12 protein-coding genes and 2 pseudogenes are annotated in these 15,203 nt (G+C 69.3%); 8 read left to right on the plus strand and 6 right to left on the minus strand.

Annotated elements, in window-relative coordinates; all coding sequences use genetic code 11:
* Nucleotides 1-51: 51 nt before the first annotated feature.
* The 3 genes from AC3WSN_RS09130 to AC3WSN_RS09140 all read left to right on the plus strand — a co-directional run bounded on the left by AC3WSN_RS09130 (nt 52) and on the right by AC3WSN_RS09140 (nt 5,182).
* Entirely contained in the window at nt 52-3,288 is a 3,237-nt protein-coding gene (locus tag AC3WSN_RS09130) for a PAS domain-containing protein (protein WP_492537443.1), read from the plus strand.
* Nucleotides 3,289-3,536: 248 nt separating this feature from the next.
* On the plus strand, nt 3,537-4,301 hold the full coding sequence (locus AC3WSN_RS09135; protein WP_492537445.1) for a histidine phosphatase family protein: 765 nt from the start codon (nt 3,537-3,539) through the stop codon (nt 4,299-4,301).
* Nucleotides 4,298-5,182, plus strand: a complete 885-nt coding sequence (locus AC3WSN_RS09140) for an NAD(P)H-hydrate dehydratase (protein ID WP_492537447.1) — start codon at nt 4,298-4,300, stop codon at nt 5,180-5,182. Before AC3WSN_RS09135 ends, AC3WSN_RS09140 begins: the two co-directional genes overlap by 4 nt.
* Before the next feature lie 70 nt (nt 5,183-5,252).
* Here the strand turns inward: AC3WSN_RS09140 and AC3WSN_RS09145 are convergent, their stop codons facing one another.
* Complete coding sequence (locus AC3WSN_RS09145) at nt 5,253-5,390, minus strand: hypothetical protein (RefSeq protein WP_492537449.1); 138 nt, start codon at nt 5,388-5,390, stop codon at nt 5,253-5,255.
* Nucleotides 5,391-5,455: 65 nt separating this feature from the next.
* Complete coding sequence (locus AC3WSN_RS09150) at nt 5,456-6,166, minus strand: inorganic diphosphatase (protein WP_492537451.1); 711 nt, start codon at nt 6,164-6,166, stop codon at nt 5,456-5,458.
* A gap of 15 nt (nt 6,167-6,181) precedes the next feature.
* Here AC3WSN_RS09150 and AC3WSN_RS09155 point away from each other — a divergent pair, with 15 nt between their 5' ends.
* The 4 genes and pseudogenes from AC3WSN_RS09155 to AC3WSN_RS09170 all read left to right on the plus strand — a co-directional run bounded on the left by AC3WSN_RS09155 (nt 6,182) and on the right by AC3WSN_RS09170 (nt 10,881).
* Nucleotides 6,182-6,370 (plus strand): ribbon-helix-helix domain-containing protein, encoded by a 189-nt coding sequence (locus tag AC3WSN_RS09155; RefSeq protein WP_492537453.1) that lies wholly within the window; start codon nt 6,182-6,184, stop codon nt 6,368-6,370.
* Between the two features lie 4 nt (nt 6,371-6,374).
* The gene (locus AC3WSN_RS09160; RefSeq protein ID WP_492537455.1) at nt 6,375-9,527 is read left to right on the plus strand and encodes a PAS domain-containing hybrid sensor histidine kinase/response regulator; all 3,153 of its coding nucleotides are present in this window, start codon (nt 6,375-6,377) and stop codon (nt 9,525-9,527) included.
* 3 nt (nt 9,528-9,530) lie between these two features.
* Nucleotides 9,531-9,776, plus strand: a pseudogene (locus AC3WSN_RS09165) (histidine kinase dimerization/phospho-acceptor domain-containing protein); the annotation flags it as partial.
* A 175-nt stretch (nt 9,777-9,951) separates the two neighbouring features.
* On the plus strand, nt 9,952-10,881 hold the full coding sequence (locus AC3WSN_RS09170; protein WP_192708436.1) for a DUF6328 family protein: 930 nt from the start codon (nt 9,952-9,954) through the stop codon (nt 10,879-10,881).
* Here the strand turns inward: AC3WSN_RS09170 and AC3WSN_RS09175 are convergent.
* From AC3WSN_RS09175 to AC3WSN_RS09190, 4 genes and pseudogenes are all read right to left on the minus strand, one after another.
* Nucleotides 10,876-11,121: pseudogene (locus AC3WSN_RS09175) on the minus strand (DUF2252 family protein); the annotation flags it as partial. The gene AC3WSN_RS09170 and the pseudogene AC3WSN_RS09175 overlap by 6 nt on opposite strands.
* A gap of 72 nt (nt 11,122-11,193) precedes the next feature.
* Nucleotides 11,194-13,077 carry a PAS domain-containing protein gene (locus AC3WSN_RS09180; protein ID WP_492537457.1) on the minus strand — a complete coding sequence of 628 codons (1,884 nt, stop codon included), beginning with the start codon at nt 13,075-13,077 and terminating at the stop codon, nt 11,194-11,196.
* Nucleotides 13,078-13,120: 43 nt separating this feature from the next.
* Complete coding sequence (locus AC3WSN_RS09185) at nt 13,121-13,603, minus strand: sulfurtransferase (RefSeq protein ID WP_492537459.1); 483 nt, start codon at nt 13,601-13,603, stop codon at nt 13,121-13,123.
* 587 nt (nt 13,604-14,190) lie between these two features.
* Nucleotides 14,191-14,454, minus strand: coding sequence for a hypothetical protein (locus AC3WSN_RS09190; protein ID WP_192708434.1), 264 nt, complete (start codon nt 14,452-14,454; stop codon nt 14,191-14,193).
* Between the two features lie 241 nt (nt 14,455-14,695).
* Between AC3WSN_RS09190 and AC3WSN_RS09195 the strand changes: the two genes are divergently transcribed.
* A complete protein-coding gene (locus tag AC3WSN_RS09195; RefSeq protein ID WP_492537461.1) occupies nt 14,696-15,007 on the plus strand; it encodes a hypothetical protein in 312 nt (103 codons plus the stop codon).
* The last annotated feature ends 196 nt before the right edge of the window (nt 15,008-15,203 follow it).

Below are 15,203 nucleotides of genomic sequence, written 5' to 3' on the forward strand. Positions count from 1 at the left end.
GGGCTGCGTCTGCGCGGGTCCTGCTAACCGGCTAAAACCGACCGACGCCGCATGCCAGAAAGCGCCACCTCCGAGTTCCCGCTCTTCCTCGCAGGGGGCGGTCAGATGGGCGCGATGATGCGCTGCCACGATTGGTCCGGCTCAACGCTGGGACCGCCCGCGACCTGGCCGCCATGCCTCCGCTCCACCGTGAGCCTGCTGCTCGGTTCGCGCTTCCCGATGTTCGTGGCCTTCGGGCCTGAACTCGGCTTCCTCTACAACGACGCCTATGCGGAGATTCTCGGCGGCAAGCATCCCGCTGCGCTCGGTGCTCGCTTCCAAGACATCTGGTCGGAGATCTGGCCCGACATCGCGCCGCTCGTGGAGACGGCGCTCGCGGGCGAGCCGACCTGGTCCGACGACATGCCGCTGACCATGAACCGGCGCGGCTTCGACGAGCAGACTTGGTTCACCTTCTCCTACTCGCCGGTGCGCGACGAGAGCGGGCGCGTTGCCGGCATGTTCTGCGCCTGCACCGAGACCACCGGGCGCGTGCTGGCCGAGACCGGGCTGCGGGAGGCGGAGGCACGCCTCAGGGCCGTGACCGACCACCTGCCGGGCGGGTACGTCTACCAGATCGCCACGCCTCGCGACGGTTCGAGCCGGCGCTTTCTGTACGTCTCGCAGGGCTTCGAGCGCATGACCGGCGTCCCGGCCGAGGCCGTGCTGGCCGATCCGGCCGCGGCCTACGACCTGATCCTCCCCGAGCACCGCCCCCGCATCGCCGAGGCCGAGGCAGCCGCCGTGCGGGACCTTGCGCATTTCGACGTCGAGGCGCCCATGCGCCGTCCCGACGGCAGCCTCGTCTGGACCCGCATCATCTCCGCGCCGCGCGTGGTCGACAACCAAGTCATATGGGACGGCCTGCACCTCGACGACACCGCCCGCAGGAACACCGAGGAGCAGTTGCGCGAGAGCGAGGCGCGCCTGCGACTGGCCACCGATGCCGCCGAGGTCGGCTTATGGGACGTGGACGAGGTCAACGGTACGATGTTCTGGCCGGCTCGGGTGAAGGCGATGTTCGGGATCTCGCCGGATGTGCCGGTCTCCATGGCCGATTACTATGCGGGGCTGCACCCGGAGGACCGGGAGGTCACCGGTGCGGCCTATGCCGCCGCCGCGGACCCGGACCGGCGCGCCGTCTACGACGTCGAGTATCGCACGGTGGGCAAGGAGGACGGCGTCGTGCGCTGGGTGGCCGCCAAGGGCCGCGGCGTCTTCGAGGGCGGGCGCTGCATCCGGGTGATCGGCACGGCCATCGACATCACCGCCCGCAAGCAGGCCGAGGCGGCACTGCGCGACAGCGAGGAGCAGTTCCGCGTCCTCTCCCAGGTTTTGCCGAATTTCGTCTGGGTCACCGATCCGGATGGCCGCGCTTACTGGTTCAACGAGCGTGTCTACGCCTATGCGGGTGTCGAGCCGGGCGAGCTCGACGCGAACGGTTGGCGGGCCATCATCCACCCTGACGATGGAGAGCGCGTGGCCAGGGAGTGGCTGGCGGCGGTCGGAAGCCTCACCAACTACGAGTGCGAGTATCGCCTGCGGCGCGCCGATGGGACCTACCGCTGGTTCCTGGCTCGGGCGCAGCCGGTGCTGGCGGGCGACAACGCGGTCGTGCGCTGGGTCGGCACCAGCACCGACATCGACGACCAGAAACGCGTGATGGCCGAGCTCGTGCGCTTCAACGAGGCCTTGGAGCAGCGGGTCGCCGAGCGCACCGCCGAGCACGACCGGGTCTGGCGCAACTCGCGCGACCTGCTGGTCGTGGTGGGCGCCGACGGCGTGTTCAAGGCGGTGAACCCGGCCTGGGAGGCCATTCTGGGCTACGGCCCCGCGGAGGTCACGGGCCGGCACTTCGGCGAATTCATCTGGCCTGACGATGCCGAGTCGACCCAGTCGGCCCTGGAACGGGCCGTGACGTCGGGGCCGCTCACCGACTTCGAGAACCGCTACCGGCACAAGGATGGCACCCCGCGCTGGATCTCATGGCGCACGGCCATCGAGGGCGACCTCGTCTACGCCTATGGGCGCGACGTCACCGCCGAGAAGGTGCAGGCGGAGGCGCTCCGGGACGCCGAGGAGGCGCTCCGGCAATCGCAGAAGCTGGAGGCGGTTGGGCAACTGACCGGGGGCGTGGCCCACGACTTCAACAACCTGCTGACCATCATCCGCTCGTCGGTGGACTTCCTGCGACGGCCGGACCTCGCCGAGGAGCGCCGGGGCCGGTACCTCAACGCCGTCTCGGAGACGGTGGATCGCGCGGCCAAACTGACCGGCCAGCTCCTCGCCTTCGCCCGGCGGCAGACCCTGAAGCCCGAGACGCTCGACGTCGGCGCACGCCTGGCCGTCGTCGGAGACCTGCTCGACACAGTCACGGGCGCCCGCATCCGGGTGGTGACCGAGCTGCCGGATCACCCGTGCTTCGTCCGTGTGGACGCCAGCCAGTTCGAGACGGCGCTGGTGAACATGGCGGTGAATGCACGCGACGCCATGGACGGCTCGGGATCGCTGACGCTGCGCCTTCGATGCGGCGCACCGCTGCCACCGATCCGCGGCCATGCCGGCGCGGAAGGCCCCTTCGCGGCTGTCTCTCTCAGCGACACCGGCTCGGGAATACCAGCGGACCTGTTGTCCCGCGTCTTCGAGCCGTTCTTCACCACGAAGGAGGTCGGCAAGGGCACCGGCCTCGGCCTCAGCCAGGTCTTCGGCTTCGCCAAGCAGTCGGGCGGCGATGTCGACGTGCACAGCACACCGGACCAGGGCACCACCTTCACGCTCTACCTGCCCGAGGTCGAGGCGGAGTTCGCCGTTCGCGGGGACGCCGGGGAGGCGGCATCCGTGGATCCGGGCGGAGCAGGCCAACGGGTGCTGGTGGTCGAGGACAACGTCGAGGTCGGACGCTTCGCCACCCAGATCCTGGAGGACCTGGGCTACATCACCACATGGGCGACCAACGCCGAAGAGGCGCTCGACAAGCTCGGCTCCGACGGCGCCGGCTTCGACGTCGTGTTCTCGGACGTCGTCATGCCGGGTATGGGTGGGATCGAGTTCGCCCGCATCCTGCAGCGGCGGCTGCCGCACCTGCCGGTGGTCCTGGCCTCCGGTTACAGCCACGTCCTGGCACAGGAGAGTTCGAACGGCTTCGAACTCTTGCAGAAGCCGTACTCGGCCGACCAGGTCTCGCGCATGCTTCGCAAGGTGGCCGGTGGCAGGCGCCGGCGGGACGCTGCCCGCGTGACGGAAAATTGAACCCCAAGGGGGATCGGAGGCCGCATGACCGACAATGCGGATGCGGGCGTGAAATCTCCGGGCGGCGAGTGGCGGATGAGCGGGCCAGGGGTTCTCGGCCCGTCGTCCCGGTCGGGTGGGATCGCGGGGCCCTGCGCCGGGGCCGCTTCAGCAAGGGGCGGTCGCGAGGCGGTGAGGCCGCGGGCGTCGTCATGCGAACCGGCTGGCGCGACGGACGTTGCCGAACACCGAGAGAGGACGGCCGACACATGCAGCAGCGATGGCCGAGCCGATTGTGGATCGTGCGGCACGGTGAGAGCGCCGGCAACGTCGCCGCCGAGGCGGCGAACGGTGCGAGCCTGGCGCGGATCGACATAGCCGAGCGGGACGTCGACGTGCCACTCAGCCCACGCGGCGAACGGCAGGCCGACGCCGTTGGGAGTTGGTTCGCAGACCTCCCGGCGGGCGAGCGCCCTGAAACCATTCTGACCTCGCCGTATCTGCGGGCCAGGCAGACCTCCGACCGCATCCGCGCCGCGGGCGGCCTGACGGAGGACGCGCCGGCACACGTGGTCGACGAGCGATTGCGCGAGAAGGAACTCGGCATCCTCGACCGGTTGACGTGGACTGGCGTCGAGCAACTGCATCCCGAGCAAGCCGAGATGCGCCGGCGCCTCGGCAAGTTCTACCACCGCCCGCCATCCGGCGAGAGTTGGTGCGACGTGATCCTGCGCCTGAGGAGCGCGCTGGACACGGTCTCGCTGCACCATGGCGGCAAGCGGGTTCTCATCGTCGCGCATCAGGTCGTCGTGCTGTGCCTGCGCTACTTGATCGAGGAGATGACCGAGTCAGAGATCCTGGCCGTCGACTCCGCGGGTGACGTCGCGAACTGTTCGGTGACGGAATACGCGTTCCGGCCAAGCGTCGGCACCACCGGCAGGTTGGCGCTGGCACGCTACAACTTCGTCGCGCCCGTCGCCGAGGCCGGGGCGCCGATCACCTCCGAGCCCGACGCGAACGTGGCCGCCCGATGACGCACGAGATCCTCACCGCGGACAGCCTCAAGGCGTTCCCCCTCCCCATGCCGCACGAGGGCAGCAAGGACGAGCGCGGCAGCGCGCTGGTGCTCGGGGGCTCTCGTTCGGTTCCTGGCGCTGCCCTGCTGGCCGGAATCGCCGCCCTGCGCGCGGGCGCGGGCAAGCTGAAGATCGCGACCGTCGAGAGCGGGGCCGCCGGCATGGGGCTCGCGGTGCCCGAGGCCATGGTCGTCGGCCTTCCCGAGACACTGGAGGGCGGCGTCGACGGCGCGCGCGCCAAGGATTGCCTGCTCAAGGTGACGAAGGGCTGCGACGGCCTTCTGATCGGTCCCGGCTTGGTCGAGGACGGTCCGACCACGAAGCTGGCCGTAGACCTGCTGGAGGCGCTGCCTGACGCATCCTTCATCCTCGACGCGGCAGCGATCTGCGGGCTCGCCCCGCATGCCGGCGACGTCTGCCGGCATGGGGAACGGGTGGTGATCACGCCGCATGCTGGCGAGATGGCGCAGTTGCTGGACCGGAGCCGTGAGGCGGTGGAGGCGGACCCGCTCGACGCGGCGCTCGCGGCGGCCAACCTGCTGCACGCCGTCGTGGTGATGAAGGGGGCGCAGACCTGGATCGTCGACCCGCAGGGCGCGCGCTGGCGCTACGAGGGCGGTGGCGTCGGCCTGGCGACCTCCGGTTCGGGGGACGCCTTGGCCGGCATCATTGTCGGGCTGCTCGCGCGCGGTCTGGCGCCGTTGGCCGCGGCGCTATGGGGCGTGTTCCTGCACGGGGAGGCCGGAAAGCGCCTGGCAGCCTCGATCGGCCCAGTCGGGTTTCTCGCCCGCGAGATCCCCGGCGAGGTCCCGCGCCTGCTGCGCGAGACGGGCTCCTAGGGCCGTTCCGCTGCCATGGACGCCACCTTGGCGGCTCCCTGGACCGGGCCAGAGACACGGGACGCCGGGACTAGGCCCCGCTCGATGCCTTGTTCCCGTGCCGGACGAGTGCGCGTGCGGTCTCTGCGTCGCCGCTCCGGAGCAGCCTGAAGTCCTTGTCGGCGAGCTGGTTGTCGTGGCCGAAGAACGCCGCGACCTCGTCCAGCATGCCTGGTTGCAGGTCGGGGAGCGCGTCAACGTGCATGCGCGCGCGTGCCTTCACGGTCGCGCCGATCAGCCGGTCGTTATGCTCCCAGGTGCCGTCGCGCTCGCGCTGCTCGGCCTCGACAAGACGTGCCTCCGATACGCAACCGGAAAGGCAGGCGCATCCAGGAGGAGGTCGAGCGGGTCGGCGTCGGCGCCCCTGGTCGAGGAAATCATGCCGAAGTCGTACGGGAAGCTGGTGCCCTCCGGCAGGATCATCTTGAACGGGAATGCCCCGAACGACCCCGAGAACGCGTACGTGTTCGGGCTGCCCTTTGGCGTCTCGACGACGTGGACATGGTCGTCCTTCCCGAAGGTGGGAAGGCGGTTGAGGGTGTGCCTGGACAAGGGCGGGCTCAGGCGCGGCGTCCCGGTGGAGCCGTGGATTGGGTGAGGCTGCGAGGTAATTCGTGGGGTCCGAGACGGGCCTGGGCAGACGCCGCCACCTGGGCGAGGTATCCGGCTCCAAAGCCCTGCGCGACGAGTTCGCGAACAAGCTACGGGTCGTCCTGGGCTGAGAACGGTCCGCATGCCGGATGCGGCCGGAGGCGTTGGCCGGCATCCGCGCCGGCGCCGCTCCGCTGGCTGTCCGGAAGAGCCGGCCCCTCGGCCTGCGTCGGCGCCCCGTAGGCGGCCATGGAGACGCACGCGGCCACGATCGTACTGGTTCTGGGGGCGGGCGCGGGCATCGTGCGGCGGCATCTTTGCGGCGCGCCGCCGCGTTGTACGACCTGATCCCATAGGCCACAGGCCCTCATGCCCGTCCGAAGGTCCGTCACGATCTCGCTCAGCCCCGAGCTCCTGGCCGTCGCCGAGCGGCTGCTCGCCTCGGGCCGCTCCGACAACATGAGCGAGGTCATGCGCACGGCGTTGCGCCTTCTCGAAGAGCGCGAGGTCGCCTGCCAGGCCTATCGCGAAGGGGCGCTGGCGCCCGGCGAGGCCTGATCCAGTGAGCGACAAACTGGCTTTCCTCGCCGGCGGCGGCGAGGCCGCCCGCCAGATTCGCGCGCGCAACTGGTCGGACCATCCCCTCGGTCGACCCGAGACTTGGCCGGTGGAGCTCCGCACCGCGCTCAGCCTAGTGCTGAACTCGCCGGAATCGATGATCCTCGCCTGGGGCCCCGAGCTCCACTTCTTCTTCAACGACGCCTACGCGCCCCTGCTCGGGCCACGGCTCGCCTGGGCCATGGGCGAGCGCTTCGACGTGGTCTGGGCCGACGCCTGGGACCAGGCCAAGCCCATCATCGACGACGCCTTCGCGGGGCGCAGCCGACGCTTCGATAACCTGCCCTGGAAGCTCGGCACCGACCGCGGCCCAGCCGAGACTTGGTTCTCGTTCTCCTACTCGCGCGTGCTCGACGGCGAGGGCCGCGTCACCGGTCTCTTCGTCCTCACCAACGAGTCCACCGCGCGCGTGCTGGCGGACCGCGCGCTGCGCGAGAGCGAGGAGCATTACCGACAGACGGTCGAGCTCAACCCGCAGGTGCCCTGGACCTGCGACCCGCAAGGCAACATCACCTCCTACTCGCACCGTTGGCTCGAACTCACGGGCCAGGCACCCGGCGAGCCGGACGGCACGGGCTGGACCAAGGCGCTGCACCCGGACGACCTGGAGCCGACGGCGGCGGTGTTCGCGGCCCGCCTGGGGTCGGGCGAGCCCGTGGACGTCGACTACCGCATCCGCATCGCCGCCACCGGCGAGTACCGCTGGCAGCGGGCCCGCGCCTACCCGCGCCGGGATGCGGCCGGCACGGTCATCCGCTGGTACGGCGTCGTCGAGGACGTGCACGACCGCAGGCTCGCCGAGGCGGCCCTGCGCGAGAGCGAGGAGGAGTTGCGCCTCGTCGTCGAGAGCGCCCGGGACCACGTCATCCTCACCACCGACACGGACGGCGTCATCACGCGCTGGTCGGCCGGCGCGCAGGCGGTGCTGGGCTGGTCGCCCGGGGAGGCGGTCGGGCAGCCAGCCGCCATCACGTTCACCCCCGAGGACCGCGAGCGGGGTGCCGACCTCCGGGAGATAGCCACGGCGGCCCGAGAGGGCTGCGCCACCGACGAGCGCTGGCACGTCACCAAAGATGGCCGGCGTGTCTTCCTGAACGGCTCGGTTCACCCGCTGCCGCATGACGCCCAGAACCGCCCGCGCGGCTTCCTGAAGGTCGCCCGCGACGAGACCGGCCGCATCACGGCCGAGGAGGCACGGCGCGCGAGCGAGGCCCAACTGCGGCTCGTCGCCGACGCGCTGCCCCTGCTGGTGTCCTTCGTCGACCGCAGCTTGACTTACCGGTTCGCGAACGCCGCCTACCGCGACTGGTTCGACCGCACGCCGGAGGAGGTGGTCGGTCGAAAGGTCCCCGACCTTGTCGACGAGGCCGGCTTCCAGGCGCGCCTGCCGTACATGGAGCGGGCGCTCGCCGGCACGCCGGTCCGCCTCGACCTGCCCTGGCCTTGGCCGGACGGAAGGCGCCGCATCGCCGATATCCGCTACGAGCCGCGGCAGGACGCCCGGGGCGAGGTCGACGGATTCTACGTGTTCGTGCAGGACGTCACCGCCCAGCGTGACGCAGAGGCCGGGCTCGCCGCCGAGCGCGACCGGCTGTGGGACCTCAGCGAGGACCTGCTCGTCAACGCCGACTACGAGGGCCGTCTCCTGCGGGTGAGCCCATCCTGGACGGCCCTGCTCGGCCATGACGAGGAAACCCTGCTGACGCGGCCCTACGCCGAGATCGTCCACCCCGACGACTTCCCGGTCGTGATGGAGGCGCTGCTCGACATGCGGGCCACGGGCAAGCCGGTTCGGTTCGAGGACCGGGTCAAGGCGGCCGACGGGACTTGGCGCTGGATCGCGTGGAAGCTCGCGCCCGAGCCCGGCGGCGAGCGGCTGGCGGGCATCGGGCGCGATGTCACCGCCGAGAGGGCGGCAGCCGAGGAGAAGGCGCGGCTCGAAGAGCAACTGCGGCAGGCGCAGAAGATGGAGGCGGTCGGCCAGCTCACCGGCGGCCTCGCGCACGACTTCAACAACCTGCTTGCCGGCATCTCGGGCTCGCTGGAGCTGATGCAGACCCGGATGGCCCAGGGTCGGCTGACCGATCTCGACCGCTACATGACCGCGGCCCAGGGCGCCTCGAAGCGGGCCGCCGCGCTAACGCACCGTCTGCTCGCCTTCTCCCGCCGTCAGACCCTCGATCCCAAGCCCACCAACGTGAACGCCCTCGTCCACGGCATGGAAGAGCTCATCCGGCGGACGGTCGGCCCCGAGATCGAAGTCGAGGTGGTCGGCGCCTCCGGGCTGTGGCCGGCCCTGGTCGATCCGCACCAGCTTGAGAACGCGCTCCTCAACCTGTGCATCAACGCCCGCGACGCCATGCCGAGGGGCGGTCGCATCACGGTCGAGACCGCCAACAAGTGGCTCGACGCGTACGCGGCCCGGAAGCACGACATCCCGCCGGGGCAGTACCTGTCGCTCTGCGTGACCGACACCGGCACGGGGATGAGCGGCGACGTCATCGCCAAGGCGTTCGATCCGTTCTTCACGACCAAGCCCATCGGCCAGGGCACGGGGCTCGGGCTGAGCATGATCTACGGCTTCGCCAAGCAGTCGGGCGGGCAGGTGCGGATCTACTCCGAGGTCGGCGAGGGCACGACCGTTTGCATCTACCTGCCCCGCCACCATGGCACGGTCGAGGAGATCGACCCGCTGGCCGCCCTCAGTGAGGTCCAGCGTGCCGAGCAGGGCGAGACGGTGCTGGTGGTCGACGATGAGCCGACCGTGCGCATGCTGGTCACCGAAGTCCTGGAGGAGCTCGGCTACGCCGCCATCGAGGCGGCCGACAGCGCCTCGGGACTGAAGGTTCTGCAATCGGACGTGCGGGTCGACCTGCTGATCACCGACGTGGGGTTGCCCGGCGGCATGAACGGGCGGCAGATGGCCGATGCCGGCCGCGAGCGTCGGCCCGACCTGAAGGTGCTGTTCATCACGGGCTATGCCGAGAATGCGGTCGTGGGCAACGGCCACCTGGAGCCCGGCATGGCGGTGCTGACCAAGCCTTTCGTGGTCGAGACTCTCGGCGTGCGCATCCGCGAGATGATCGCAAATGGCTGATGCCGAACGGCCAGCCTCGCCGAGGCGGCGCCGTCCGCCCAGTATATGGAGGCCATCGGCCAGCTCACCGGCGGCGTCGCGCACGACTTCAACAACCTGCTGACCATCATCCGTTCGTCCATCGACTTCCTGCGCCACCCGAACCTGCCGGCGGAACGCCGCACCCGCTACATGGACGCAGTGTCCGACCCCGTGGAGCGTGCCGCCGAGCTGACGGCGCAACTCCTCGCCTTCGCCCGGCGCGTGGCGGCCAGCAGGTGACATCCTGGAGCACACGCCGCAGGGCATGGAAACCATCGTGCGCCTGGGCGAGCCCGTCGCTGCTAGCCGCAAAAGTGCGTCATACGCGCTCCGGGTCAGCCTTCGGAACCCGACGTGGCGGTGCTCGATTGCTGCATCCCGGCTCAATTGGACCTCGTTGCGAATGTCCCTGTCGAAGAAGGTGAAGGTCGGCCTCGACGAGACCCGCATCCTGATCCTCGGCTCGCAGATCCTGCTGGGCTTCCAGTTCCAAGGCGCCTTCCGCCCAACCTTCGAGCGCCTGCCATTCCATGACCGCGTGATCTGGGTCGCGGCGCTTGCCCTCATCACCCTGACCATCGCGCTCCTCATCACGCCGTCGGTCCAGCACCGCGTGGTCGAGGGCGGACGGGACACCAAGCGCCTGCTAGGCGTGATCGGGCGCTACGCCGGCCTCGCACTCGGGCCCTTCGCGCTGGCGCTCGGGGCCGACCTGTACCTCGCCGTCAATCCGGTCCTGGGGCTCGGCCCCGGCGCTGCCGTCGGCCTCTTCTTCTGCGGCCTCGCCCTCCTGTTCTGGTACGGGTTGGAGGCGCTGATGACACGAACCGCCGGACAACGGGAGCGCACCATGACCGACCGCGAACCCGAGCACGAGCACACCCCGCTGGAAACCAAGATCGAGCAGATGCTGACTGAGGCCCGGGTCGTCCTGCCCGGCGCCCAAGCGCTCCTCGGCTTCCAGCTGGTGATCACCTTCTCGGAGGCGTTCGAGAAGCTGACCTTCGCGGCGAAGGTCGTGCACCTTGTCGCGCTGGCCCTGCTGGCCCTGACGGTGGTCTGGCTGATGGCGCCGGCGGCCTTCCACCGCATCGTCTACGCTGGCGAGGACACACCCGAATTCCACGCGCTCGGCACCCGATTCCTCCTTGCCGCAAGCGTGACACTCGCCCTCGGCATCTCGGTCGATCTCGGCGTCGTCGTTGCGAAGGTCGTCGCATCGAACTTGGCCGGGCTGATTGCGGCCCTCGCCTCCCTCGCGCTGCTGGTCGGGCTCTGGCACGTGCACCCGCTCATATTGCGGGCGCGCAAGGACACAACGCCCACATCCTGAGACGCACCTCCAGGCGGCCTGCGCATCCGGGTCCACCGGCATTTCTGCGCCAGGGGCCGTCGGCGCCGCGGGCTCGATCGCCTCCTCCAGGTCGACGAGCGCCAGACGGCGCTTGCCGTTCTCCTCGATGCGCACGAGCGCGGCGTAGCGCAGGACGCCGAGCGACGAGCAGCCCTTCATCCGGTAAGCCGCGTCAATCAGGCGGACGTCGGCCCCGTCGCCTCGGCACCCGAGTAGAAGCCGGGTGCGCCCGGTTCGCCCAGGGCAGCTGAGCGGGCGCAGGTCTGCGGGGTCGGTGGCGGATCTTACCGCTCAGGCTTGGGCGTGCCCGAAATCGGACGTCGTTCGACCCGGTCCCGTGCGTGCCCCCCTTCGCAAGGCCGCCTGAACGCGGTCGATCAGCTCGCTGCGCCGGTACGGTTTGCCGAGTACGTCCATCGCGTGAGGCTGGGGACCGTCGATGGCCATCTCGTCGTTGTAACCCGTCGTGAGCAGGACCGGCACGGTCGGGTCGCGGTCGGCGACATGCTTGGCCAAGACCAGGCCGTTCGCCCCGCCCGGCATGATGACGTCCGAGAACACCAGCTTGAACGCGTCACCGCCACCGTGCGCCTCGTCGAAGCGCTGCAGGGCCTCCTCGGCGCTGTGGGCGACGACGACGCGGTAACCGATGTCCTGCAAGGCTTCACCAGCCATCGCGGCAGCCTCGCGACTGTCGTCGACTACGAGCACCAGAGGCGGCGCCGTCGGATTATCGAGCGGGCGCGTTTGATAGCCGGTCGGAGCCGTTCCCGGCGCGAATTCGTCCGCCTGCCTCTCAAGGATGGGGAACAGCATGCGGACCGTCGTGCCGCGTCCGACCCCGCTGTCGATCTCCAGTCTCCCGCCCGATTGCTGCACGAAGCCTGACGCCATGGCGAGGCCCAGGCCCGTTCCCTCGCCGCGCGGCTTGGTGGTGAAGAAGGGCTCTGTCGCCCGGGCCACGATGTGCGGCGCCATGCCGGTGCCCTCGTCCGAGACGCAGAGCAGCGCGTAATCTCCTGGCTCCAGCTGCCGCGAGGCGGCGTCGCCGTTGAGGTGAACCCGCTTCGTGGTGACCGTGATGGCGCCGCCATTCGGCGAGGCGTCGCGGGCGTTCACGACGACGTTCAGGAGGGCCATCTCCAGATGCGTGGCGTCCACCCGCACCTGCGGCAGGCGCCGCTGCAGGTTCAGGTGCAGCGTGGCCTTGCTGCCGACCGAGCTCTCCAGCAACTCGGCAACCGAGTTGACGAGGTCGCTCAAGTCGATGCCCTTCGGCTCCAGGCGCCCACGCCGGGCGAAGGCGAGAAGCTGATGGGTGAGCTTGGCTCCGCGATCAGCCGCCGTCGTGGCCGCTACGAGATAGCGCTCGAAGGCTTGCTCATCGTGCCGCTTGGCCGCCATCCGCTCGAGGCTACCGTTGATCACGTGCAACAGGTTGTTGAAGTCGTGGGCCAGCCCTGCCGTGAGCTGGCCGATGGCTTCCATCTTCTGCGCCTGCCGAAACTGCTGCTCGCTCTCGCGCCGGTTCGTCACGTCGAGTTGGCTGGCGAAGAAGTAGATGATCTCGCCTTCGGGGTTGTGTACCGGACCCATGAACACCGCGTTCCAGAACGGCGTGCCGTCCCGGCGGTAGTTCAGGATCTCCAGTGCGGTGGCCCTGCCTTCAAGGAGGGCTTCCCGGAGCTGCCGGACGTGATCCGGGTCGGTGCCCGCGCCCTGCAGGAAGCGGCAGTTGCGGCCGAGGACTTCGCCTTCCTCGTAGCCGGTCAGGTCCAAGAAGGCGTTGTTGGCGAACACGATGGGTGTGTCGTCCTGGCGAGGGTCGGCCAGGATCATCGGCATCCGGGTCATCTCGACGGCGGCGAAGAAGACGCCACCGCGGTCGCTCAGGTCCGGATCGGTGATGGTGCTCTGCTGCCAGTGGCGCAGACCTGGACGGCCGAGGGGCTCAAGCGCCCCCTGGTCCATGCTGCCGCGTGCAGGCTCGCCCGAGCTCTCGTGTCCACCGCCGGCGTGTTCCGGCGGTCCCTGATCATCGTTCATGTGCGCCATGAGGTCAGTAACGCGTGTCTTCTCAGTCGGGTCCGCAGCCGCGGCGGTTTCGCCGAGGACTGTGTAACCCAGGTGCCTTTGCCTTCTGAACCTATCGCCTTTGCACTTGGTCCAACTCACGCAGCCATTGAGTTGAGCGGTCCATAGACCTTCCGGCAGGGTCTCAGCTCTCGCCATCCCGCACGATGGGGCAGCTCTCGTCCTTCGCCCAGTCGGAGAAGCTGAGGTAGTAGGTGTCCACCCGGCTGAACCCAGCCTGCACCGCGGCGAGCGCCGCCAGAGCCGCGCGACCGCCTCCGTCGCAGTGGGTGACGATCCGCTCTCCCGGTCTGAACCCGGCGCTCTCCAGCATGGCGCGCAACTCCTGCGGCTGCCTTAAGCGGCCTTCAGCGGTCAGCAGGTCGGCGTGGCCGACGCGGCGGGCCCCGGGCAGGTGCCCGCCGCGGGCGTTCTTGCGCAAGTCCTCCCCCGTGAACTCGGCGGGTCTGCGCGCGTCGAACACTTGCGTGCCCGTGCCAAGTTCGTCCCGGAGTTCCCGACGGGTCACGAGGCCTACGGGGCCATGCTCGCCCAGGGTCGCACTGAGCGTGACCGGCGTCGGTACCACCTGCCTGGTTTCGGACCGGAACGCCGGCTGCGCAGCCAAGGCCGGCTAGCCGCCGTCGAGCACGGCGGCCGGCACCCCGAAGTGCTGCAGAATGAACCAGACCCGGGCGGCCTCGGTCATGCGATGGAAGCCTCACCGTCGAGCTGGATGAAGGCCAGCTCGGAACGGTCGTGACGGTGACCTTCCCTCACGTGCTCGACAAGGAGCAGATCCGGACGGGATATGATGAGGAACGGTCGCCCCGTCTCGCGTAGGCCGGATGCTTCAGGCGAGTGTGCCGAGCGCAGTCATGAGCCCCACGATGCCGACGGTCGACGTGGCGAAGCCGAGGAAAGCCAGCAGCAACGACGAGGTGGCACCTTGGGGCTTGCTCGAAACGTCGGCTGAAGCCCACGTGCAGGCCCCGGAGCGCGACGCCGGGCCCGGCGACCGCGAGCTTCGGGGCGAAGGTGCGGTGTCATGCTCCGACACCCAGTCGGTCGAGCAGATCTCCCGGACCCGCAAGAGGCTCTCCCCTCACGCGGGACGGACGGCCGGGAAGGCATTCAGGGCCGTCCTTCCGGGCGTCCGCAGCCCACTCGGGCGCGGCTTAGGGTTGTTCACGCCGGCTGATGGACGGCAGGCGGCTACTGAAACAGCCGTGCCGCTTCGCGATGCCGACGTTTCAGGTGGAGCCCGATCAGCTCGAACAGGCCACCACGGTTGCGCGCGTGGTGCTCCGGCAAGGCGAGTTCATGGAGCAGCGCATCCATCGCGGCGCGACGCGCCCGATAGCCCGCGAAATCATCGAGGTAAGCGTCCACAATCCGCTCGGCCTCAATGATGGTGCCGGGCGTGTAGGACCCCGCGTGTGCGAGGATGGAGCGCACGGTGTGTTTGAGATGGTCCATACCGTCAGTAGCGCCGTGGGCGCCTGGACGGTTCCAAACCGCATGCTCATCCACGCACGGGCCCAGCCGCGTCGTCGCACCGACCATTGGTGCTCGGGCAAATGTCCGCTCATGACGCGCCAGCGCTCATCGTGCACGCAACATGACTTCGTGTGTTCCCCAAAGAGCCGAGGTGCCGAGCAGGGGCTGAACTCGCAGTTCATCGCCGAGGCGCGGAGACTTCCAGCGATGGGGAACGGCGATGTCCGATGCCGACCGGATCCGAGAGATGCTCAAGCGTCAGAGGATGCTGGCCGACGTCGGCGATTTCGCCTTGACGTGCCAGAACCTGGACGAGGTGCTCAGCCAAGCCTGCAGCCTCGTCGCCGACGTGCTCGGCACCGGCCGCGCCAAGGTCTTGGAGATCCACCACGCGGGCGAGTGCCTGTTCGTTCGTGCCGGCGTCGGCCGGGGCCCTGGCGTTGTCGGCCAGCTCAATAGCCCGTCCGCTTTCGCGGCGGGCCTCCGAAGCAGCTGTTCGTTCTGGTTTCGGCCAGGGCCGGCCGGCTGCTGAGCGCCCATGCCGGTCATTCAGATGATCCTGATGAGGTCACGTAAGTGACGCTGCCGACTGAGATCGGCCATCCGCATGAGGCTCGGCTCCACGACGTAGCCGCCCAACACAATATACGGTCTGAATCCCTACGGGGGATCACCTCCGCTTCTGAGTGGTTCCCCCTCATGAGCCACTCAGAGCGTAGGAGGAAAGC

Source organism: Methylobacterium sp. FW102-HT35C08, assembly GCF_058790235.1.

Excerpts from the sequence above, each read along its gene's own strand:
- AC3WSN_RS09130 (WP_492537443.1), top strand. The coding sequence starts at position 52 with ATGCCAGAAAGCGCCACCTCCGAGTTCCCGCTCTTCCTCGCAGGGGGC.
- AC3WSN_RS09135 (WP_492537445.1), top strand. The coding sequence starts at position 3,537 with ATGCAGCAGCGATGGCCGAGCCGATTGTGGATCGTGCGGCACGGTGAG.
- AC3WSN_RS09140 (WP_492537447.1), top strand. The coding sequence starts at position 4,298 with ATGACGCACGAGATCCTCACCGCGGACAGCCTCAAGGCGTTCCCCCTC.
- AC3WSN_RS09145 (WP_492537449.1), bottom strand. The coding sequence starts at position 5,390 with ATGCTGGACGAGGTCGCGGCGTTCTTCGGCCACGACAACCAGCTCGCC.
- AC3WSN_RS09150 (WP_492537451.1), bottom strand. The coding sequence starts at position 6,166 with ATGGGATCAGGTCGTACAACGCGGCGGCGCGCCGCAAAGATGCCGCCG.
- AC3WSN_RS09155 (WP_492537453.1), top strand. The coding sequence starts at position 6,182 with ATGCCCGTCCGAAGGTCCGTCACGATCTCGCTCAGCCCCGAGCTCCTG.
- AC3WSN_RS09170 (WP_192708436.1), top strand. The coding sequence starts at position 9,952 with ATGTCCCTGTCGAAGAAGGTGAAGGTCGGCCTCGACGAGACCCGCATC.
- AC3WSN_RS09190 (WP_192708434.1), bottom strand. The coding sequence starts at position 14,454 with ATGGACCATCTCAAACACACCGTGCGCTCCATCCTCGCACACGCGGGG.
- AC3WSN_RS09195 (WP_492537461.1), top strand. The coding sequence starts at position 14,696 with ATGTCCGATGCCGACCGGATCCGAGAGATGCTCAAGCGTCAGAGGATG.